The sequence below is a fragment of the Microbacterium sp. NPDC079176 genome, from assembly GCF_040686675.1.
Classification (GTDB): domain Bacteria; phylum Actinomycetota; class Actinomycetes; order Actinomycetales; family Microbacteriaceae; genus Microbacterium.
On record NZ_JBFBLM010000002.1, the window covers coordinates 558,094 to 577,873 of the forward strand.

At 66.8% G+C, this 19,780-nt stretch carries 21 protein-coding genes and 1 tRNA gene; 14 read left to right on the top strand and 8 right to left on the bottom strand.

Going from position 1 to position 19,780, the window contains the following annotated elements:
• Positions 1–61: 61 nt before the first annotated feature.
• The gene (locus tag AB0P11_RS06775; RefSeq protein WP_363520716.1) at positions 62–604 is read left to right on the top strand and encodes a hypothetical protein; all 543 of its coding nucleotides are present in this window, start codon (positions 62–64) and stop codon (positions 602–604) included.
• A 16-nt stretch (positions 605–620) separates the two neighbouring features.
• Here AB0P11_RS06775 and AB0P11_RS06780 read toward each other — a convergent pair.
• Positions 621–703: transfer RNA gene (locus AB0P11_RS06780), tRNA-Leu, on the bottom strand.
• A gap of 101 nt (positions 704–804) precedes the next feature.
• Here AB0P11_RS06780 and AB0P11_RS06785 point away from each other — a divergent pair.
• Positions 805–1,425, top strand: a complete 621-nt coding sequence (locus AB0P11_RS06785) for a response regulator (RefSeq protein ID WP_042536652.1) — start codon at positions 805–807, stop codon at positions 1,423–1,425.
• 3 nt (positions 1,426–1,428) lie between these two features.
• Positions 1,429–1,992: a GNAT family N-acetyltransferase gene (locus AB0P11_RS06790; protein ID WP_363520719.1), complete on the top strand. Its 564-nt coding sequence runs from the start codon at positions 1,429–1,431 to the stop codon at positions 1,990–1,992.
• On the opposite strand, the gene AB0P11_RS06795 is transcribed toward AB0P11_RS06790, so the two are convergent.
• Positions 1,967–2,395: a hotdog fold thioesterase gene (locus AB0P11_RS06795; protein WP_363520721.1), complete on the bottom strand. Its 429-nt coding sequence runs from the start codon at positions 2,393–2,395 to the stop codon at positions 1,967–1,969. The genes AB0P11_RS06790 and AB0P11_RS06795 overlap by 26 nt on opposite strands.
• Before the next feature lie 45 nt (positions 2,396–2,440).
• Here AB0P11_RS06795 and polA point away from each other — a divergent pair, with 45 nt between their 5' ends.
• The 6 genes from polA to AB0P11_RS06825 all read left to right on the top strand — a co-directional run bounded on the left by polA (position 2,441) and on the right by AB0P11_RS06825 (position 10,884).
• Positions 2,441–5,074, top strand: a complete 2,634-nt coding sequence (gene polA / locus AB0P11_RS06800; RefSeq protein ID WP_363520724.1) for a DNA polymerase I — start codon at positions 2,441–2,443, stop codon at positions 5,072–5,074.
• A 102-nt stretch (positions 5,075–5,176) separates the two neighbouring features.
• Positions 5,177–6,853, top strand: coding sequence for a DUF885 domain-containing protein (locus AB0P11_RS06805; protein ID WP_053096084.1), 1,677 nt, complete (start codon positions 5,177–5,179; stop codon positions 6,851–6,853).
• 53 nt (positions 6,854–6,906) lie between these two features.
• Positions 6,907–7,941 carry an LLM class flavin-dependent oxidoreductase gene (locus tag AB0P11_RS06810; protein WP_056278758.1) on the top strand — a complete coding sequence of 345 codons (1,035 nt, stop codon included), beginning with the start codon at positions 6,907–6,909 and terminating at the stop codon, positions 7,939–7,941.
• Between the two features lie 42 nt (positions 7,942–7,983).
• Positions 7,984–9,336, top strand: coding sequence for an MFS transporter (locus AB0P11_RS06815; RefSeq protein WP_072591281.1), 1,353 nt, complete (start codon positions 7,984–7,986; stop codon positions 9,334–9,336).
• Between the two features lie 37 nt (positions 9,337–9,373).
• Positions 9,374–10,132, top strand: a complete 759-nt coding sequence (locus tag AB0P11_RS06820) for an SGNH/GDSL hydrolase family protein (RefSeq protein WP_056278756.1) — start codon at positions 9,374–9,376, stop codon at positions 10,130–10,132.
• Positions 10,129–10,884 (top strand): formylglycine-generating enzyme family protein, encoded by a 756-nt coding sequence (locus AB0P11_RS06825; protein ID WP_230100794.1) that lies wholly within the window; start codon positions 10,129–10,131, stop codon positions 10,882–10,884. The genes AB0P11_RS06820 and AB0P11_RS06825 overlap by 4 nt, the downstream gene beginning before the upstream one ends.
• A 16-nt stretch (positions 10,885–10,900) precedes the next feature.
• Here AB0P11_RS06825 and AB0P11_RS06830 read toward each other — a convergent pair whose 3' ends face one another.
• Both AB0P11_RS06830 and AB0P11_RS06835 read right to left on the bottom strand, forming a co-directional pair.
• A complete protein-coding gene (locus tag AB0P11_RS06830; RefSeq protein WP_363520730.1) occupies positions 10,901–11,116 on the bottom strand; it encodes a hypothetical protein in 216 nt (71 codons plus the stop codon).
• Positions 11,117–11,127: 11 nt separating this feature from the next.
• Complete coding sequence (locus AB0P11_RS06835; RefSeq protein WP_053096080.1) at positions 11,128–12,453, bottom strand: MFS transporter; 1,326 nt, start codon at positions 12,451–12,453, stop codon at positions 11,128–11,130.
• Positions 12,454–12,549: 96 nt separating this feature from the next.
• On the opposite strand from AB0P11_RS06835, the gene AB0P11_RS06840 reads away from it, so the two are divergent.
• Genes AB0P11_RS06840 through AB0P11_RS06855 form a run of 4 tightly spaced genes read left to right on the top strand, consistent with a single transcriptional unit; the run spans position 12,550 to position 14,983 of the window.
• Positions 12,550–12,918, top strand: a complete 369-nt coding sequence (locus AB0P11_RS06840; RefSeq protein WP_363520734.1) for a VOC family protein — start codon at positions 12,550–12,552, stop codon at positions 12,916–12,918.
• Between the two features lie 15 nt (positions 12,919–12,933).
• Positions 12,934–13,479 carry a GNAT family N-acetyltransferase gene (locus AB0P11_RS06845; RefSeq protein WP_363520737.1) on the top strand — a complete coding sequence of 182 codons (546 nt, stop codon included), beginning with the start codon at positions 12,934–12,936 and terminating at the stop codon, positions 13,477–13,479.
• Positions 13,480–13,506: 27 nt separating this feature from the next.
• The gene (locus AB0P11_RS06850) at positions 13,507–13,839 is read left to right on the top strand and encodes a metalloregulator ArsR/SmtB family transcription factor (protein ID WP_072591278.1); all 333 of its coding nucleotides are present in this window, start codon (positions 13,507–13,509) and stop codon (positions 13,837–13,839) included.
• 34 nt (positions 13,840–13,873) lie between these two features.
• A complete protein-coding gene (locus AB0P11_RS06855) occupies positions 13,874–14,983 on the top strand; it encodes a GNAT family N-acetyltransferase (protein ID WP_363520740.1) in 1,110 nt (369 codons plus the stop codon).
• 121 nt (positions 14,984–15,104) lie between these two features.
• On the opposite strand, the gene AB0P11_RS06860 is transcribed toward AB0P11_RS06855, so the two are convergent.
• Positions 15,105–15,431, bottom strand: a complete 327-nt coding sequence (locus tag AB0P11_RS06860; RefSeq protein WP_056278730.1) for a hypothetical protein — start codon at positions 15,429–15,431, stop codon at positions 15,105–15,107.
• 100 nt (positions 15,432–15,531) lie between these two features.
• Between AB0P11_RS06860 and AB0P11_RS06865 the strand changes: the two genes are divergently transcribed.
• The gene (locus tag AB0P11_RS06865) at positions 15,532–16,377 is read left to right on the top strand and encodes a methyltransferase (protein WP_056278729.1); all 846 of its coding nucleotides are present in this window, start codon (positions 15,532–15,534) and stop codon (positions 16,375–16,377) included.
• A 66-nt stretch (positions 16,378–16,443) separates the two neighbouring features.
• Here AB0P11_RS06865 and AB0P11_RS06870 read toward each other — a convergent pair whose 3' ends face one another.
• Genes AB0P11_RS06870 through AB0P11_RS06880 form a run of 3 tightly spaced genes read right to left on the bottom strand, consistent with a single transcriptional unit; the run spans position 16,444 to position 19,677 of the window.
• On the bottom strand, positions 16,444–18,795 hold the full coding sequence (locus AB0P11_RS06870; RefSeq protein ID WP_056278728.1) for an excinuclease ABC subunit UvrA: 2,352 nt from the start codon (positions 18,793–18,795) through the stop codon (positions 16,444–16,446).
• Positions 18,796–18,820: 25 nt separating this feature from the next.
• A complete protein-coding gene (locus AB0P11_RS06875) occupies positions 18,821–19,231 on the bottom strand; it encodes a VOC family protein (protein WP_056279056.1) in 411 nt (136 codons plus the stop codon).
• 5 nt (positions 19,232–19,236) lie between these two features.
• Positions 19,237–19,677 (bottom strand): helix-turn-helix transcriptional regulator, encoded by a 441-nt coding sequence (locus tag AB0P11_RS06880; RefSeq protein ID WP_301331491.1) that lies wholly within the window; start codon positions 19,675–19,677, stop codon positions 19,237–19,239.
• Positions 19,678–19,780: the final 103 nt, after the last annotated feature.

The window sequence follows — 19,780 nt, forward strand, 5'->3', positions numbered from 1 at the left end:
CGGCGCCCGCGGGCACCGTCTCGGGACCGGTCGGCGCCGCGACATGACGGATTCTCAGCGCATGACGGATACTCTGGTGCTGGCGCACGCCGTGACAGACCACGCGGGCGCCGTGCCCATGGATGAAGCGACCATCGAACCCGCCACGGACGCGCGCCTCGACAGCGCCCGGCCGCCGTGCGGCGTGCCCGGTGCGGGTCGTTCCGAGGCCCCGGCCGACCCTGCTGCGGTGATGGCTGATCCGATGACGTCGTCGAAGTCCGGCAGCATCGGGGTCCGATACCGCCTCAAGCGTCGATTCCGAACCTGCGACGCGATCGCGTGCGTGCCGGTGCCGCTCGCGCAGACGCGCATCGCCGAGACGATCGCGGCGGACGACGGAGCCCGCATCTACGGTGGCGGCACCTACATGCCCGTGCTGCGTGACGGAGCCCCGGTGGACGCCTCCGACGAGAACCTCGACGCGATCATCCGTGCGGCGGTGCCGACACGGGTCGTGCTCGCAGAGCATCCTGCCGTCGCGGAGCGCGAACTGCACGCGGCCATGCGGCCCGCGCTGGATCGCTACCTCCTCATCGACGATGAGATCTGGTCACTCGTCTGAGGGCTGTTCTCTGATGTGCCGGCGGTGGGACTCGAACCCACACGCCCTTTCGGACAAAGCATTTTGAGTGCTCCGCGTCTGCCATTCCGCCACGCCGGCTCGTGTGTCGCGTCTTCGACTTTAGCGCAGCGGATCAGTGTCGATCCTCACGCGCCGCGGCATCGGGGGACCTCAGAGGCGCTCTCCACTAGGATGGATCTGTGACCGAGCAAGAACAGGCAGCCGAGCAGCCCACGTCATCCGCACCCCGACGCGTCGTCGTCGCCGAGGACGAGTCGCTGATCCGTCTCGACATCGTCGAGATCCTCCGCGACAACGGCTTCGATGTCGTCGGCGAGGCCGGCGACGGAGAGACCGCCGTGGCGCTGGCGACCGAGCTGCGCCCCGATCTCGTCATCATGGACGTCAAGATGCCGCAGCTCGATGGCATCAGCGCCGCCGAGAAGCTGCACAAGGGCAACATCGCACCCGTCGTCCTCCTCACGGCATTCAGCCAGAAGGAACTCGTCGAACGGGCCAGCGAGGCCGGCGCCCTGGCCTATGTGGTCAAGCCGTTCACGCCGAACGACCTGCTGCCCGCCATCGAGATCGCTCTCGCTCGCCACGAGCAGATCATCACGCTCGAGGCCGAGGTCGCCGACATGGTCGAGCGCTTCGAGACCCGCAAGCTCGTCGACCGCGCCAAGGGACTGCTCAACGAGAAGATGGGCCTTTCCGAGCCCGAGGCGTTCCGCTGGATCCAGAAGGCATCGATGGACCGCCGCCTGACGATGCAGGACGTGGCGAAGGCGATCATCGAGCAGCTCGCTCCGAAGAAGTAGCCTTTGCTTCCACTCGACGCAGAGCATGTTCTGCGTCCGGTCCGGACCGGCGACGGCGCGGCCCTCGCGAGAGCGTACTCCGCGAATCGCGACCATCTCGCGCCGTGGGAACCGCTCAGGGCTCCGGAGTTCTTCACTCCGGAGTGGCAGGAGTTCCATGCGGAGCAGTGCGTCATCGAAGCCTCGGCCGGTCGCAACATCCGGTTCGTGATCGAGTCGTCCGATGGTGAGATCCGCGGAAGGATCAACCTCAACAACATCGTCCGCGGGGCTTTCTGGAATGCGGACCTGGGCTACTGGGTCGACAGGACGCGTCTGCGGCGGGGACTCGCTTCCCGCGGCGTGCACCGGGTCGCCGAGTACGCCCGCGACGAGGTGCAGCTGCACAGGCTGCAGGCAGCGACTCTTCTGCACAACTCTGGTTCACAGCGTGTGCTCGCCGACAACGGCTTCGAGCGCATCGGAATCGCGTCGCAGTACCTGCGCATCGCGGGGGAGTGGCAGGATCACCTGCTGTTCCAGTTGCTGCTGGTCGAGCCGCTCAGCCTGCCGCAGGAGCGTCCTTGATCATGTTGGTGATCCGGATGGTCGAGCAACGACGCCCCTGATCGTCGGTCACGACGATCTCGTGCACGGTGATGCTGCGGCCGAGATGGACGGGTGTGCAGACGCCCGTCACGACACCCGACGTGGCGGAGCGCGTGTGGGTGGCGTTGATGTCCACCCCGACCGCGAGTCGGCCCGGGCCCGCGTGCAGGTTCGCCGCCATCGAGCCGAGCGACTCGCCGAGAACCACGTAGGCACCGCCGTGCATGAGGCCGACGGGCTGTGTGTTCCCCTCGACCGGGAGCGTCGCGACGCATCGCTCGGTGGTGAATTCGAGGAACTCCATGCCCATCTTCTTAGCGAGAGCACCCATTCCACGGGCTGTCGCCCAGTCGAGTCCTGCACTGGTGGCAGTGTCGCTCATGGTTCCTCCTCAGCGGGTGTCTGTCGTCCTCGTTAGGCTGACAGGGTGACGGACTCCGCAAAGCCTACCCTCATGGTCGTCGACGGCCATTCGCTCGCCTATCGTGCCTTCTTCGCCCTCCCGGTCGAGAACTTCACGACGAAGGACAATCAGCACACGAACGCCATCTACGGCTTCCTGTCGATGCTGGTGAACCTCATCAAGGCCGAGCAGCCGACGCACATGGCGATCGCGTTCGACACCTCCCGTCATTCGTTCCGCACCGATCAGTATCCCGAATACAAGGCGACGCGGTCGGAGTCCCCGCAGGAGTTCCGGGGTCAGATCCCGCTGCTGCAGGACTGCCTCGCGGCGATGTCGATCCCCGTGCTCACCAAAGAGGGCTTCGAGGCCGACGACATCCTCGCGACGCTCTCGACGCAGGGCGCGGAGCAGGGATACGACGTCCTGGTGGTCTCCGGAGACCGTGACACGATCCAGCTGGTCACCGACGACGTCACGCTGCTGTACCCGTCCGTGCAGGGCGTCTCGCAGCTCAAGCGCTACGACCCGGTGACCGTGCAGGAACGCTACGGAGTGCGGCCCGAGCAGTATCCCGACATCGCGGCTCTCGTGGGAGAGACGAGCGACAATCTCCCCGGCGTGCCCAAGGTGGGGGAGAAGACCGCCGTCAAGTGGCTGACGCAGTTCGGTTCGCTCGACGACCTGCTCGAGCGAGCCGGTGAGATCAAGGGGGTCGTGGGCGGCAACCTGCGCGATCACATCGAGGACGTGCGCCGTAACCGTCGGCTCAACCGACTGCTGCGCGACGTCGAGCTTCCCGTCGCTCCCGACGACCTCGCGGTCGCCCCGATCGACGCTCAGGCCGTGCGCGACATCTTCGCCCGCCTCGAGTTCCGCACCCTGCTGCCCCGTGTCTTCGAAGCAGTCGGCGCCGGCGAGGTCGCCGACGATCCGGCCGCGACGGTGGTGCTGCCCGAACCGACGCAGGTCACCGCAGCCGAGTTCGTCAGCTGGGCCGACGCGCAGACGGACGACGTCGCACTGCGTATCGTCGTGCAGGGCGGGGCACCGACGCGTCTCGGCGCCGCGACCGCGAGCGAGCTCCGCGAACTCGACTGGAACGATGACGACATCGAGGTGCTGAGACCGTGGCTCGAGTCGACGCGCCCCAAGGTGCTGCATGATGCGAAGCCCCAGGTGAAGGCGCTGCTGCGCCTCGGCATCCGACTCCAGGGACTCGCTTATGACACCAGTCTCGCCGGCTGGCTGCTGCGACCGAGCTTCCCCGACAAGACCCTGTCCGACCTCGTCGAACGGTATCTCGGAGAGAAGCTGCCCGAGGCGGATCCCTCGCAGCTCGTGCCGGAGACGGAGGGCGCCACCCCATCGCAGGAGGCCTGGTTCGCGCTCCGCGTCGCCACGGCTCTGCGTGACGACATCCCCGAGTCGGTCGCCGCTGTGCTCACCGACATCGAGCTTCCGACCCTGCTCACCCTGGCCGACATGGAGGTCGCGGGAGTCGCGGTGTCGCACGACGTCCTCTCGACGTTCTCGGGCGAGCTGGCGACGCGCGCCGACCGCCTCGCACAGGAGGCGTTCGGGATCGTCGGTCGCGAATTCAATCTCGGATCTCCGAAGCAGCTCCAGGAGGTGCTGTTCGACGACCTCCAGCTGCCCAAGACCCGCAAGACGAAGACCGGATACTCCACGGATGCTGCGGTGCTCGCCGATCTCCAGGAGTCGCATCCGCATCCGTTCCTCGGTCTGCTGCTGCAGCACCGTGAGGCCACGAAGCTCCGTCAGATCATCGAGTCGCTCGACACTGCGATCGGAATCGGTCACCGTGTGCACACGACGTATGTGCAGACCGGAAGCCAGACCGGGCGCCTGTCGAGCACAGACCCGAACCTGCAGAACATCCCGGTGCGCACCGAGGAGTCGCGTCGCATCCGCAGCGCGTTCCAGGTGGGAGAGGGGTACGAGTCGCTGCTCACCGCCGACTACTCGCAGATCGAGATGCGCATCATGGCCCATCTGTCCGGCGACGAAGGCCTCATCGAGGCGTTCAACAGCGGTGAGGACCTCCACCGCTTCGTCGGCGCGCGAGTGTTCGGAGTCGAACCGAGCGAGGTGACGTCCGCGATGCGCACGAAGGTGAAGGCGATGTCCTACGGCCTCGTCTACGGTCTCTCCGCGTTCGGCCTGTCGAAGCAGCTCCGCATCGAGCAGTCCGAGGCGAAGCAGCTGATGGTCGAGTACTTCGCGCGGTTCGGAGCGGTACGCGACTACCTCCGGGCATCTGTCATGAAGGCCAAAGAGGTCGGCTACACCGAGACCATCTTCGGGCGGCGGCGACCCTTCCCCGACCTCGCGAGCCCCAACCGCGTGCTGCGCGAGAACGCCGAGCGCGCGGCGCTCAACGCACCGATCCAGGGCAGCGCGGCCGACATCATGAAGATCGCGCTGCTGCACATCCACGAAGACCTCAGGTCGGAGGGACTCGCCTCGCGTGCGCTGCTGCAGATCCACGACGAACTCGTCGTCGAGGTCGCACCGGGGGAGTGGGACGCGGCCGAGCGGATCGTTCGGACTCGCATGGGCGATGCGGCGGATCTCACCGTGCCGCTCGACGTGCAGGTCGGGCGCGGGCAGGACTGGAACGAGGCGGCGCACTGATTCCGACCGCGCGTCCGTGACGACGGATGCGACCGCGAGGGCCGGCAGCGCCGGCGACGGGTACCAATATCCTGCGCCGGGGCGCAGGGCTACGCTGGAGGGATGACCTCTTCCTCTCGCACACCGTCTGCCATCGACAGAGTCGCCGATGAGTGGGTCGACACCATCGCGGTGCTCGCTCCGACGCTCGGCACTTACATCGGCCGGGACGACGTCAACGACCGTTTCGGCGACCTGAGCCCCGAGGGGCACGAGGAGATCGTGCGAGCGACTCGTTCGACCCTCGCCGCGCTCGAAGCGCTCGAACCCGTGGACGCGATCGATGAGGTCACCAAGACCGATCTGGCTGCCGAGCTGAGTCTCGACCTCGAACTGCACGATGCCGACTGGCACCTGCGCGACCTGAACGTCATCGCGTCGGCGGCGCAGGACGTACGGTCGGCCTTCGACCTGATGCCCACCGCGACGGCGGACGACTGGAGCGTCATCGCCACCCGCCTCGCCGCGGTCCCTGATGCGCTCCGGGGCTACACCGAGACCCTTCGTGCAGGCATCGCCGCCGGAGTGACCCCCGCACGCCGTCAGGTCGTGGAAGTCGCGACGCAGATCGATCGCTATACCGCCGACGACGGATTCTTCGCTGCATTCGTCGCCGAGGCAGCGCCTCAGGAAGGCAATCTCCCCGCATCGCTCGCCCGTACTCTGGCCGACAACTCGGCCGCCGCTCGGGTCGCCTACGACGAGCTCCGCAGCTTCCTCGCTGACGAGCTGGCACCGGCAGCGACTGAGACGGACGCCGTCGGCCGAGAACTCTACGCGCTCAACTCGCGACGTTTCCTCGGCGCGACGATCGACCTCGACGAGACCTATGAATGGGGCCGCGAAGAACTCGCCCGCATGGTCGCGGAGCAGACCGCGATCGCGAACGAGATCCTGCCCGGAGCCACCGTCGAAGAGGCTGTCGCCCATCTCGAGGCCGACCCGTCCCGCAAGCTCGTGGGCACCGATGCTCTACAGCGCTGGATGCAGGAGACGAGCGACCGTGCCGTCGCAGAGCTCGGCGCGACGCACTTCGACATCCCGGAGGCGATCCGGACCCTCGAGTGCATGATCGCTCCGACGCAGGAGGGCGGCATCTACTACACCGGCCCCACCGACGACTTCTCACGCCCCGGCCGGATGTGGTGGTCGGTGCCCGAAGGCGTCACCGAGTTCGACACCTGGCGGGAACTGACGACCGTCTACCACGAGGGCGTCCCGGGGCACCACCTGCAGATCGCCCAGGCGGTCTACAACCGCGCGGAGCTCAACTCCTGGCGCCGTCTGCTCGCAGGGACGTCGGGACACGCCGAGGGATGGGCGCTGTACGCCGAACGTCTGATGCAGCAGCTCGGCTACCTCGACGACCCGGCGGACAGGCTCGGCATGCTCGACGGTCAGCGGATGCGCGCAGCCCGCGTCGTGCTCGACATCGGCGTACACCTCGGCAAACCTCGTCTCGACGGTCAGGGCACGTGGGATGCCGACTACGCCCTGGACTTCATGCGCAAGAACGTGAACATGTCCGATCAGTTCGTGCAGTTCGAGGTCAACCGGTATCTGGGCTGGCCGGGGCAGGCTCCGTCGTACAAGGTCGGGCAGCGCATCTGGGAGCAGGTGCGCGATGCGTATCAGGCGGAGCGTGGCGCGGACTTCGATGTGAAGGAGTTCCACAAGCGCGCGCTCGACATGGGCGGGGTCGGACTCGACACGCTCCGCACGGCACTTCTGAATCGCTGAGGGAATGCCGCGCCGGTGTGCGCTGTTCATTCAGCTGAATAGAAAGGGCTGACATGAGCATCGAGTTCGGACTGGACACCTTCGGAGACATCACGAGAGGCGACGACGGCGAGCTCCTGACCGGCGCGCAGACGATCCGCAACATCGTCGAGCAGGCGGAGCGAGCCGACAGCGTCGGTGTCGACTTCTTCGGTGTGGGGGAGCACCACCGCGAGGAGTTCGCGGTGTCGTCCCCGGAGATGGTGCTCGCCACCATCGCAGGGCGCACAGAGAACATCCGCCTCGGCACCGCCGTCACCGTGCTCTCCTCCGACGACCCGGTGCGCGTCTTCGAACGGTTCTCGACACTCGACGCGCTCTCCAACGGACGCGCCGAGGTCGTGCTCGGGCGCGGATCGTTCATCGAGTCCTTCCCGCTCTTCGGATACGACCTCCGCGACTACGACGCGCTCTTCGAGCAGAAGCTCGACCTCTTCGTCGAGCTCCTCAAGGAGGAGCCGGTGACCTGGTCCGGCTCGATGCGCGCATCGCTCGAGAACGCGAATGTCTTCCCGAAGACGGAGAACGGTCTGCGCACCTGGGTGGGTGTCGGCGGCAGCCCCGAATCCGTCGTGCGGGTCGCCCGCCACGGACTGGGCCTGATGCTCGCGATCATCGGAGGTCCTGCGGGGCGATTCCGTCAGTTCGTCGACCTCTACCACCGCTCGATCGCATCCTTCGGCACGACGTCGCATCCGATCGCGGTGCACTCGCCTGGTCACATCGCCGACACCGACGAGGAAGCGTGGGAGGCCGCGTACTCCGGTTTCGAGGCGATGAACAACACCATCGGTCGCGAGCGCGGGTGGCCTCCCTACAGCCGGGCGCGGTTCCAGAACGACGTCGGTCCCGCGGGTGCCCTCTACGTCGGTTCTCCCGACCGGGTCGCGGCCAAGATCGCCGACACCGTCACGACGCTCGGACTCGGGCGATTCGACATGAAGTACGCCACCGGCACGCTGTCGCACGACTCGATGATGCGCAGCATCGAGCTCTACGGGTCCGAGGTCATCCCTCGGGTGCGCAAGCTGCTGGCCGCCCAGGACTGACGCGGGACTCGGCAGCGCGGCGCTCCCCTCTACGATGAGGGGATGGCCAACACCGCGCTGCCGAGCCGGGCGTCCATCGCCGGGCGTCTCGATGAGCTTCCGTTCACGCGCCGCCACCTTCGTCTGCTCACAGGATCAGGCGTGGGGTGGGCTCTGGATGCGATGGACGTGGGACTCATCTCGTTCATCCTCGCCGCACTCACCCAGCAGTGGGGCCTGACGAAGGCGGATGCCGGGTGGATCGCCTCCGTCGGCTTCATCGGAATGGCGATCGGCGCAACGCTGGGCGGACTTCTCGCCGACCGGCTCGGACGGCGCCAGGTCTTCGCTCTGACGTTGCTCATCTACGGCATCGCCACCGGAGCGAGTGCGCTCGTGAGCGGCCTCGCCGCGCTTCTCGTGCTGCGCTTCCTGGTGGGGCTGGGGCTCGGCGCCGAGCTTCCCGTGGCGTCGACGTACGTGAGCGAGTTCGCGCCGGCGCGCATCAGAGGCCGACTGATCGTCATACTCGAGGCGTTCTGGGCGGTGGGATGGACGGCGGCCGCACTGATCGGCTTCTTCGTGATCCCCGCGTCCGACGCCGGCTGGCGCTGGGCGTTCGCCCTCGGCGCGATCCCCGCGGTCTACGCACTGATCGTGCGCTGGGGACTGCCGGAATCGCCTCGGTGGCTCGCGTCGCGCGGGCGCATCGCCGAGGCCGATCGCATCGTCTCGGCGTTCGAGGCCGACGCCGGTGTCGAGCCGGGGCCCGCGATCAGACGCGAGCCGATGTCGCGGGCGATCGCCGTGACGACGCGAGCTCGTCTGACGACACTGTGGAACGGCGAGTTCCGCGTGCGCACCCTGTGTCTATGGGTCGTCTGGCTGTGCGTGAATTTCGCGTACTACGGCGCCTTCATCTGGATCCCCAGCATCCTGGTCGATGCAGGCTTCGATCTCGTCCGCTCGTTCGGTTTCACTCTCATCATCACGCTCGCGCAGCTTCCGGGTTACGCCGTCGCCGCGTGGCTCATCGAGGTGTGGGGTCGACGCACGACGCTGTCGGTCTTCCTGATCGGCTCGGCGGTCTCGGCCGTCTTCTTCGGCACGTCGACGACCGAAGCCGCGATCATCGCCTCGGGCATGGCTCTCTCGTTCTTCAACCTGGGCGCATGGGGTGCGCTGTACGCGGTCACCCCGGAGATCTACCCGACCTCGCTTCGCGGCACCGGCGCGGGATGGGCCGCCGGAGTGGGGCGTATCGCGTCCATCATCGCTCCGCTCGCGGTGCCGGTCGTTCTCGTCGCCGGGGGCGCGCCGGTGCTGTTCGCGGTGTTCGGCGCGTGCTTCGTGGTCGCGGCCGCGGCGGCGTGGGGCCTGGTCGATCGCGGCGGGATGGCGCTCGACGACCGCTGATGCGCCTGGTGTCGGCGAGCGGGAATAGGCTGTCGAGGTGACAGACGTTCGCTATGTGGCCATCGGAGATTCCTTCACCGAGGGAGTGGGTGATGTGCTGCCCGACGGCCGCGAGCGAGGCTGGGCCGATCTCGTGGCTCAGGGGTGGGCCGATGCCGCCGGCCATTCGATCAGCTATGCCAACCTCGCCATCCGCGGCAAGCTGGCTTGGCCGATCGTCGAGCAGCAGCTGGAGCCGGCGCTCGCGCTGCGCCCGACCCACCTGTCGTTCAACGGCGGAGGCAACGACATGCTGCGGCCGCGTACCGACCTCGAGCACATCGCTGACGCGTTCAGCCGGGTCCTGCGCCGCTGCGACGAAGAAGGCGTCACCCTGATCCTCCTCTCCGGAGCGAATCCGAGCGGCCAGCTCCCGATGGGATCGCTCGTGCAGCGGCGAGGCGACCAGCTCTCGGATGCCGTGCTTCGACGCGTCGAAGGGCGCGACGATGTCGTGCGCGCATTGAACTGGCCCGACCGCGAGTTGGCAGATGCGAAGTACTGGTCCGAGGACCGCCTGCACATGAACGCCGCCGGTCACCACCGAGTCGCCGCACGGGTGCTGCAGGGGCTGGGCTACGAGCCTCCGTCGACCTGGTGGTCACCGACAGCCCTCACCGCGGGTGGCCCCGCGGGGCTCGCCTACTATCGAGAGTTCGTCGGCCCGTGGGTCAGGCGACGCGTCACGCGCACCTCGTCCGGTGACGGACGTGCCGCGAAGTACCCCGACTGGGTCGAGAGGGTGCCGCAGGCGTGACCGATATCGAGATGCGACCGATCCGGGGCGGGTCGGTCACACTGCATGATGCGCGCCGAAAGGTGGAACGCACCGTCAGTCTCGAGGATTTCGAGATCGGCGTCTTCCCGATCACCGAGGAGCAGCTGGCGGAGATCCTTCCGATCTCCTCACGCCATCCCCGTCGACCGGCCGCGGACCTGAGCTGGTTGCGCGCGATCCACTTCTGCAACGCCGCATCGGAGTGGGAGGGATTCGACCCGGTCTACCGATTCGACGGTGAGGACGTCACCTGGGACGTGACCGGAGAGGGCTATCGTCTCCCGACTGAAGCCGAATGGGAGTACGCGTGCCGGGCAGGGTCGACGGGGCCGCACTATGCACCTCTCGCCGAGGCCGCGTGGACGAGTGCCGACGGTGTGTCGGCTCCCCAGGAGGTCGGCGGCAAGCTGCCCAACCTCAACGGGCTGTTCGACATGCTCGGCAACGTGTGGGAGTGGTGCTGGGATCTGCTGGATCCCGCGCGATACGACGACTATCGCGTGTTCCGCGGGGGCGGCTTCGCAGACGATTCGTGGAGCGTCCGCGCCTCGGTGCGTCGCGGGGGAGGACCCCGCATGCACCATGAGGACGTCGGGCTTCGAGTCGCGCGCGGCGCGTATGAGACTCCGGGAGAAGCTCAGGGGTGGTCGACGCGCGCCGACCAGGAGAGAGCAGCGTTCGACGGCCCGGTGCCGTTCGGCTGGACGCCGTTGCGGCGCCCAGGGCGCTGAATCGCTCGAGGCCGTCTCATCGCGACATGGGCCTGATCATGTACCGGCTCGGTCCCTCCGGCTCGGAGAAGCCGAACTTCGCGTAGAGGCCGTCCGCATCGCTGGTGGCGAGCATGATGCGCTTCACGGTCGAGGTCTCCTGCAGATCATCGACGATGCCCTGCACGAGCGATTCCGATTCCGATTCCGAGTCCTCGTTCGAGAAGGTGAAGCTCGGGGGCATGAGCACCATCCGCGGATTCCTCAGCGTCGCCGCTCAGGATCCAGCCCCATCCGGATGCGGGTGCGCTTGCGTTCGATCACGATGAAGGTGACACCGAGGATCCACAGCGGGATGGGCATGAGGAACGCCACTCGGAACGCCTCCAGCGAGTAGGTCTCCGGCGTCCCCGCGCCCTGCAGGTCGAGTGCGAGACCGATGAGGAAGATCGCGATGAGAGCGGCGATGAAGCCACCGGCATTCGTCACTCCTGTGGCCGTGCTGAGACGATGCGAGGGGTTGTGCGTGCGCGCGTGGTCGAAGGCGATCATGCTCGCCGGGCCTCCCGTCGCGAGCGCCACGGCGAGGACGTAGAGCAGCCAGAGCGGAGCCGGTTCGGGCAGGGCGAGGACGGCGACCCATGCGACGACCTGCACCCCGACGGCCGGAAGGACGAGTGCGAGCGAACGCTGATTCGGCAGCCGACGCGAGAGGTCTCCGATGATGGGGCCCAGTGCCATTCCGGCGATCACATACACCGAGATGATGCCCGCAGCATGCGCCGTGTCGAGCCCCTGCGCTGCGGTCAGGAAGGGCATTCCCCAGAGGAGGATGAACGCCGTGCCCGCGAAAGGTGTCGTGAAGTGCGACCAGAACGCGAGGCGGGTGCCGGGGTGCGCCCACGCGGCGCGGATGCCGACACCGGTGTCGATCGCCGACGTGACGACGCGGATGACACCCGTGTCGGTGTTGACCGTCACGTCGGCCCCACGCTCCGCCGGGTGATTGCGGATGACGAGCGCGACGAGAATGGTGAACAGCACGCCGAGCCCCGCGATGCTGCCGAAGGTGATCGTCCACGTCGTCGCGTGCAGGAGTGCGGCGAGGGGCACGAGTGCGATCAACTGTCCCGCCTGCCCGATGATGCCGGTGAACTGGACCATGATCGGCCCGCGCTGGGCAGGGAACCACGTCGCCACGAGCCGCAGCACGGCCGGGAAGATCGCCGCGTCACCGGCGCCGAGAAGGATGCGCGCGAAGATCGCGATGCCGATGCCGGGGGAGAGGGCCATGGTGAGCTGGCCTGCGGCCATGAGCAGCATGCCGATCGTCATGATCGGGCGCGAGCCGAAGCGGTCGAGCAGGATGCCGATCGGTATCTGCATCCCGCCGTAGACGGCGAGTTGGACGACGGCGAACAGCGCGAGGGTCGACGCGTCGGCCTGGAATCGATCCGCGGCCTCCACCCCGACGGCGCCGAGGGAGGTGCGGTTCGTGATCGCCAGGACGTACGCCGCGACGCCGACACCCCAGATGAGCCAGGCTCTCCATCCCGGGGCGGTCACGGGGGAGCGGGGAACCTGATGCACTCCTCCCACGGTACTCCTGGTCGCGACCTCCCCTGTCGCGCAGCCCGCCCTCTCGGTTGTCTGGCGCATGTCGGATGCTGTCGCTAGCGTGGCCGCATGACACCCGCACCCGTGCACCACGCCATCAACTACGTCGAACTCGTCGTCAATGATCTCGAGACGGCGAAGCGGTTCTACCGCGACGCCTTCGGCTGGGTCTTCGTCGACTACGGTCCCGCCTATGCAGGCATCGCGTCACTCACAGGCGACGGATCCGAGGTCGGCGGGCTGCTCCTCTCCGATCAGGGACGCCCGCCCGGTGACCCTCTCGTGCTGTTGTACTCCGACGATCTGGATGCCACCCAGGCGGCGATCACCGAGGCCGGCGGTGCGGTCGTGCAAGGTCCGTACGAGTTCCCGGGCGGCCGCCGCCTGCACTTCCTCGACCCCAGCGGCAACGAGCTCGGCGTCTGGTCCTCACGCTGAGGGCAGAATGAACCTGTGACCGAACAGCCTGATCTCGACACACTCATACGCCCCGAGCGCGCCTCTGTCCGCATCCGGCTGACGAACCTGCACGGTTCCGACGCGGTTGCGGTGACCCATCTCGTGCGGACGTACCTCCTCCAGACCGAGGACGAGAAGCGGGAGCACGGGATCGCAGTGCCATCCCCGCCCGGCACGCTGCCGCCGCATTACAGGCAGGAGGCTGATGACCCCGCTCTGGCGTACGCCGGGTGCGTTGTGCTCATCGCAGAGCTGGACGATCAGCCCGTGGGAGTGGTCGTCATCCGGCCGGTCGCCGGAGAAGCAGAGGTCAAGAGGTTCTGGACGGATCCGAGCGTGCGGGGACGAGGCGTCGGCGGTGCTCTGCTCGATGCCGCCCTGGAGGTCGCGGGTTCCCCTGTCCGGCTGTCCGTCTGGCACTGGCGTGATGCGGCGATCCGTCTGTATGAATCCCGGGACTTCCTGCGTGTCGAATCCTGGGAGGATCGCGAGGCCCTCGTGTGCATGGTGCGACACCGCGACACTTTGCCCTTGCGCTAACCGTCCAGGTGCAGAATACTTTCATCTATGGCTAACCATGACGGCGTGAACGGAGTGTTCCTCGCGCTCGCGGACCCGACGCGGCGGGAGGTGATCCGGATTCTCGGATCGGGTCCGGCGAGCGTGGGGGAGTTGGCGAAGTCGTTCGCGATCACGCTGCCCTCTTTCATGAAGCACGTGCGCACACTGGAGGGGAATGGTCTCATCCGCACGACCAAACGCGGACGCGTGCGCACCTGCAGCCTCGACCGCGATCGACTCGCCACAGTGGGGGACTGGCTCGACGCTCAGCGCCGAATCTGGGATTCCCGTACCGATCGACTCGAAGTGGTCGCTGCAGGACTGGAGGAGCCCCGATGATCGACACGCTGGCGGCCGAGAACCCCGAGGCCCCGTGACGAACACATCCGGCCGAGCGGGCGCAAGACCCCTTTCTGGTCGCCTGCGGACGGCGCGCCTGATCCTTCGGCCGCAGACCGCCACCGACGCGACCGTCTTCCACACGCTCTGGACCGAGCGGGATGAGCGCGTGCCGGCGCACCGGAAGCTGGACGCAGCCGGACACCCGACGGCGTCCGACATCGCCGCGCACATCACCGATCCGGCCTCGGAGCGATCGAGCCTGCTCACAGTGGAGGACGCGGTGTCAGGGGAGGTTTACGGATACTGCGGGCTCGTCTTCGACGCGAACGGCAACGATGAGGAGCCCGAGGTAGCGTTCGAGCTCCTCCAGGCCGTGCACAATCGCGGATATGCCACGGAGGCCGCGACGGCGGTCCTGCGGTGGGCTGCCGAAGCGGGCTATCGCCGTGCGTGGGCGGGAGTCTGGGAGTGGAACGTGAGTTCGCGTCGCGTGCTCGACAAGCTGGGGTTCGTGGATTCGGGCCGATCGGGCCGCGTCAGCGAGCACGGTCGCACCCTCATCACGGTCCGCGACCTCGGGACCGAGCACACCCCGATCGAACGCACCGAGCTCGTCGAGCATCAGGATCTTTCCACATCGCAGTTGTCAGCGCTCGGCAAACTCTTCGACTCCGAGTACCGTGTGACGCACGGCGCCTGGAATCCTGACCGCCCGTACGGGTATTCGCCGGCGCATGTTCATGTGATGCTGTCGATCGGCCGGATCGTGATCGCGCATGTCGGCTTTCAGCGACGCACGATCAGTGCAGGCGGCCACGAGATCGTCGTCGCCGGAACCGGGGGAGTCCTCGTGCATTCCGATTGGCGCGGCAGTGGGGTCGGGCGACGGGTGATGGCGCGTGCCCAGCAGGCGATGCGGAACGACGCGCTGGTCGACTTCGGATACCTCGGATGCCGTGAGGCGGTCGTGCCTTTCTATGAGAGCACCGGCTGGAGGCGGATCCGCGCGCAAGAACGTCACATATCGATCGCCGACGGTTCCGACGCGACCGAGCCCTTCGGAGCTCCCATACTCATCTACGACGCATCTGACTCGCGATGGCCGCCGGGGGACGTCGATCTGAGGGGTACGCCCTGGTGACGCTCAGGCCTCCGGGAGAGGGCGCTTCTCCTTCGAACTGACATAATGTGCATTATCGGCTATTACCCATTTCGATGGCTCCCGCTGCGCCGTCGTCCAGAACGCCGCGGGACGGCCGATGTCATTCGAGGTCGTATCCGGGTGGATACTCGATCTCCAGCGGCTGACTCGTCGGAGACTCGATAGAACGGGTGCGCTGTCGCAGTCGCTCGACGAGTTCGGGATCCTCGATCTCCGGACCCTCGCCAGCGGCCTCCTTGGACACGATCTGGCTCGCTGGACCGATGAGGAACTTCGCGACTGCTGTGCCGCCGTCGTTCTCCCGCACCGGGATCTCGACGATCTCGGCACGCTCATCGTCTCCCAGTGCTCGGCTGTAAGCCAGCAGCGCATCGGCGATCGCATCTCCAGTGAGGAACTCATCTCCGGCGTAGATGATCTTCTGCATGCTGCTTTTCTAGAGGATGTCGCCGTCGACAAGATCTCCCTTGAACCGCGACTCGTTATTTGCTACGAGAACGATGCGAGCGCATCGCTAGGCTCTAGGCGTGAACGGTAGCAACATCGACATCGATTGGACGGTCGCCCGCGACGCCAATCAGGACAACTGGAACGATCGCGTCCCGCTGCATCAGGTCGCCTACGGTCTCGACGAGTTCGACGATCCTTCGCATCTCAGCGACGTGGTCAGTGCCGATCTCCCGGTGCTTCGCCGATTCCTGCCCGACGGCAGAATCACGGGACTCGACCTGTGCCATCTGCAATGCCATATCGGTACCGACTCCGTCTCGCTGGCCCGTGCGGGAGCGACCGTCACCGGCGTCGACTTCTCGGCGCCGGCCCTTGCTGCGGCCGAAGCGCTGGCCGAGCGCACGGGGGTTTCGGCGACATGGATCGAGACGGACGTCCTCGACGCACGCGCAGCCGTGACGGGTGACTTCGACGTCGTCTACACGAGCATCGGCACGATCACCTGGTTGGACGACCTCGACCGCTGGGCCGCTCAGATCGTCGGCCTGCTGCGTCCGGGAGGCACGTTCTTCATCCGCGACGGACATCCTGCTCTGTACGCGCTCGACGAAGATGCGCCGACGCTCGTGACCCGCTACCCGTATTTCGGTGACGGCCGGGCGCAGCGATGGGACGACGAATCGACCTACGCCGGGGACGGCAAGGTCGCGCACCCGCGCACGTACGAATGGCCGCACCCGCTCTCGGAGATCCTGGGGTCGCTGTTGAAAGCGGGCCTTCGTCTTCTGCACTTCGACGAGGGGCGAACACTCCCCTGGCGGTTCAGTCCTCGGATGGTCGAGGTCCCCGGCGGGTATGCCTGGCCTGAAGCGGAACGGAACCTTCTCCCCTGCACGTACACCGTGGTCGCACGCAAGGACTGATCGCTCGTCGCGAAGGTTCGTACTCATCTGGCGACACGGCTCGTGACATGGCGCCAGCCGCCCGCTCTACGCGCCGACGTACTCTGCCAGATGCTCGCCCGTGACCGTCGATCGCGCAGCCACGAGTTCTGCGGGGCTTCCCTCGAAGACGATGCGGCCGCCATCGTGGCCCGCGCCGGGACCGACGTCGATGATCCAGTCGGCGTGCGCCATCACAGCCTGGTGATGCTCGATCACGATCACGGTCTTTCCGGATTCGACGAGTCGATCGAGCAGTCCGAGGATGTTCTGGACGTCAGCGAGGTGGAGCCCCGTGGTCGGCTCGTCGAGCACGTACGTGTCGCCCTTCTCCCCCATCTGGATGGCCAGCTTGATGCGCTGGCGTTCGCCTCCGGACAAGGTGGACAGCGGCTGTCCCAGCGATAGGTAACCGAGGCCCACATCTTCGAGGCGTCCGAGGATCGTCGCTGCCGCCGGCAGCTTCGCCTCCCCCTCGGAGAAGAACACCCGTGCCTCGGCGACCGGGAGATCCAAGACCTCGGTGATGTCCTTGCCCGCCAGCTTGTACTCGAGGACGGCAGCCTGGAAGCGCTTGCCGCCGCAGTCCTCGCAAGGTGTCTCTATCGTGTCCATGAACCCGAGTTCGGTGATGATGACACCGGCGCCCTTGCAGGTCGGGCAGGCACCCTCGGAGTTCGCGCTGAATAGGGCCGGCTTGACGCCGTTGGCTTTGGCGAACGCCTTGCGGATCGGTTCGAGCATGCCCGTGTAGGTGGCGGGATTGCTGCGCCGTGATCCCTTGATCGCGCCCTGGTCGATCGCCACGACCCCCTCGCGCTTCGACACGGACCCGTGGATCAGGGAGCTCTTGCCGGAACCCGCGACCCCGGTCACGACGGTGAGGATCCCGGTGGGGATGTCGACATCGACGTTCTGCAGGTTGTTGGCCGAGGCGCCTCGGATCTCGATCGCGCCGGTGGCACTGCGCACCGAATCCTTCAGCGCGGCTCGATCGTCGAGGTGGGCGCCGGTGCGGGTTCCGCTGGCCTTCAATCCCTCGATGGTCCCCTCGAAGCAGATCTCACCACCGGCGCTTCCTGCGCCGGGACCGAGGTCCACCACGTGGTCTCCGATGGCGATGGTCTCCGGCTTGTGCTCCACCACCAGCACGGTGTTGCCCTTGTCGCGCAGGCGCAGCAGGAGGGTGTTCATCCGCTGGATGTCATGCGGGTGGAGGCCGATGGTCGGCTCGTCGAACACGTACGTCACATCGGTGAGAGACGAGCCGAGGTGACGCAGCATCTTGATGCGCTGCGCCTCTCCCCCGGACAGCGTCCCAGATGGACGCTCGAGGCTGAGGTATCCCAGGCCGAGCGTGACGAACGCGTCGAGGTTCGCGCTCAGCGCCTCGAGCAGGGGCGCCGCCCCGGGGAGCTCCAGGCCCCTCACCCACTCGGCGAGATCGGTCACCTGCATGCGGCAGGCATCGGCGATGCTGATGCCGTCGATCTTGGAGGACCTCGCTCCTTCGGTGAGGCGGGTGCCATCGCACTCCGGGCATGTCGCGAACGTCGCCACGCGTTCGACGAAGGCGCGGATGTGCGGCTGCAGCGCGTCGAGGTCTTTCGAGAGCATCGACTTCGTGATCTTGGGGATCAACCCCTCGTACGTCATGTTGATGCCCGAGATCTTGACCTTGGTGACCTCGCCGTAGAGGAAGAGCTGTCGCTGCTTCTCGGTGAACTCCGAGACCGGCTTGTCGGCGGGATAGAAGCCCGATGCGGAGAAGCCCTTCACCATCCAGCCGTCCGCCGTGTAGCCGGGAACCATGATCGCTCCCTCGTCGAGAGACTTCGACTCGTCGACGATCTGCGCGAGGTCGAGATCCGACACCGCTCCCCTGCCCTCGCACCGAGGGCACATGCCGCCGAGGTAGATGGCGTCCTTGACGATCTTCTTCTCGCCGCCCGGCCCCGTCATCACTCCGCTGGCCTTCTGAGTCGGGATGTTGAACGAGAACGCCGTCGGGCCTCCGATGTAGGGGTCACCGAGCTTGCTGAAGAGAATGCGCAGCATGGCGTTCGCGTCGGTGACCGTTCCGACGGTGGATCGCGGATTCGCGCCGAGACGCTCCTGATCGACGATGATCGAGGTCGTGAGTCCCTCGAGCACGTCGACGTCCGGACGCGGGACCGACGGCATGAAGCCCTGGACGAACGCGCTGTACGTCTCGTCGATCATGCGCCGTGACTCGGCGGCGATCGTGTCGAAGACCAGCGAGCTCTTGCCGGATCCGGAGACTCCGGTGAAGACGGTGAGGCGACGCTTGGGAATGTCGACGCTCACCTCTTTGAGGTTGTTCTCGCGCGCACCCTGTACGCGGATGATGTCGTGGCCGTCAGCGGGATGCGTCGTCATGGTGATCCTCGAATAGCGACCGGGGTCAGCCGGCCTGGTTGATTCGGAGCAGGTTGCCTGCGGGGTCTCGGAAGGCGCAGTCGCGCACGCCGTAGGGCTGATCCATGGGCTCCTGCACCACATCGGCGCCGTTGTCGACAAGTCGCTCGAACACCGCGTCGAGATCGTCGCTCGCGAGAGTCAGCGCGCCGTAGCTGCCCTTCGCGATGAGTTCGAGGATCGTCTGGCGCTCGGCGTCCGTGATCCCGGGATCGGTTGCCGGCGGGTGCAGCACGATCGACGTCTCCGGCTGCCCCGCGGGACCGACCGTGAGCCACCGTAGGCCGTCGTAGCCGACGTCGTTGCGCACCTCGAAGCCGAGGGCGTCACGGTAGAAGCCGAGAGCCGCCTCGGCATCGGTGTGCGGAAGGAATGCGTAGTGGATGCTGATGTTCATGAGACTCACGTTAGGTGCGCGCCCGTGCGCGGCGCTTCTTGATTCCTGATCGGTCGGATGACGTGCTTCGCCTGGAACGTCGGAATGCCGTCGACGTCGGCGGCGCGCTCACGATACACGCGGGGTGGGACACCGACCAGTTCCGTGAATCGAGTGCTGAACGTGCCCAGCGATGAGCATCCGACTTCGAAGCACACCTCGGTGACGCTGAGGTCGCCGCGGCGCAGCAGAGCCATCGCGCGCTCGATCCGCCGCGTCATCAGATAGGAGTATGGAGACTCGCCGTAGGTCTCCTTGAAGCGCCTGCTGAGATGGCCGGCCGACATGTGTGCTCCGCGGGCGAGCGCCTCCACATCGAGAGGCGTGGCGTACTCGCGGTCGATCCGATCCCGCACCTTGCGCATCACGACGAGCTCGCGGAGCCGCGCGTCATCGTCCGAGGTCACCCCCCTGATTTTGCCATGACCGCGCGTGACGGCGTGTGAACGTCGGCGACATATCGATATCGGGTTCCCCCATCCGTCACCGGACAGCGCTACTCTGTCAGCA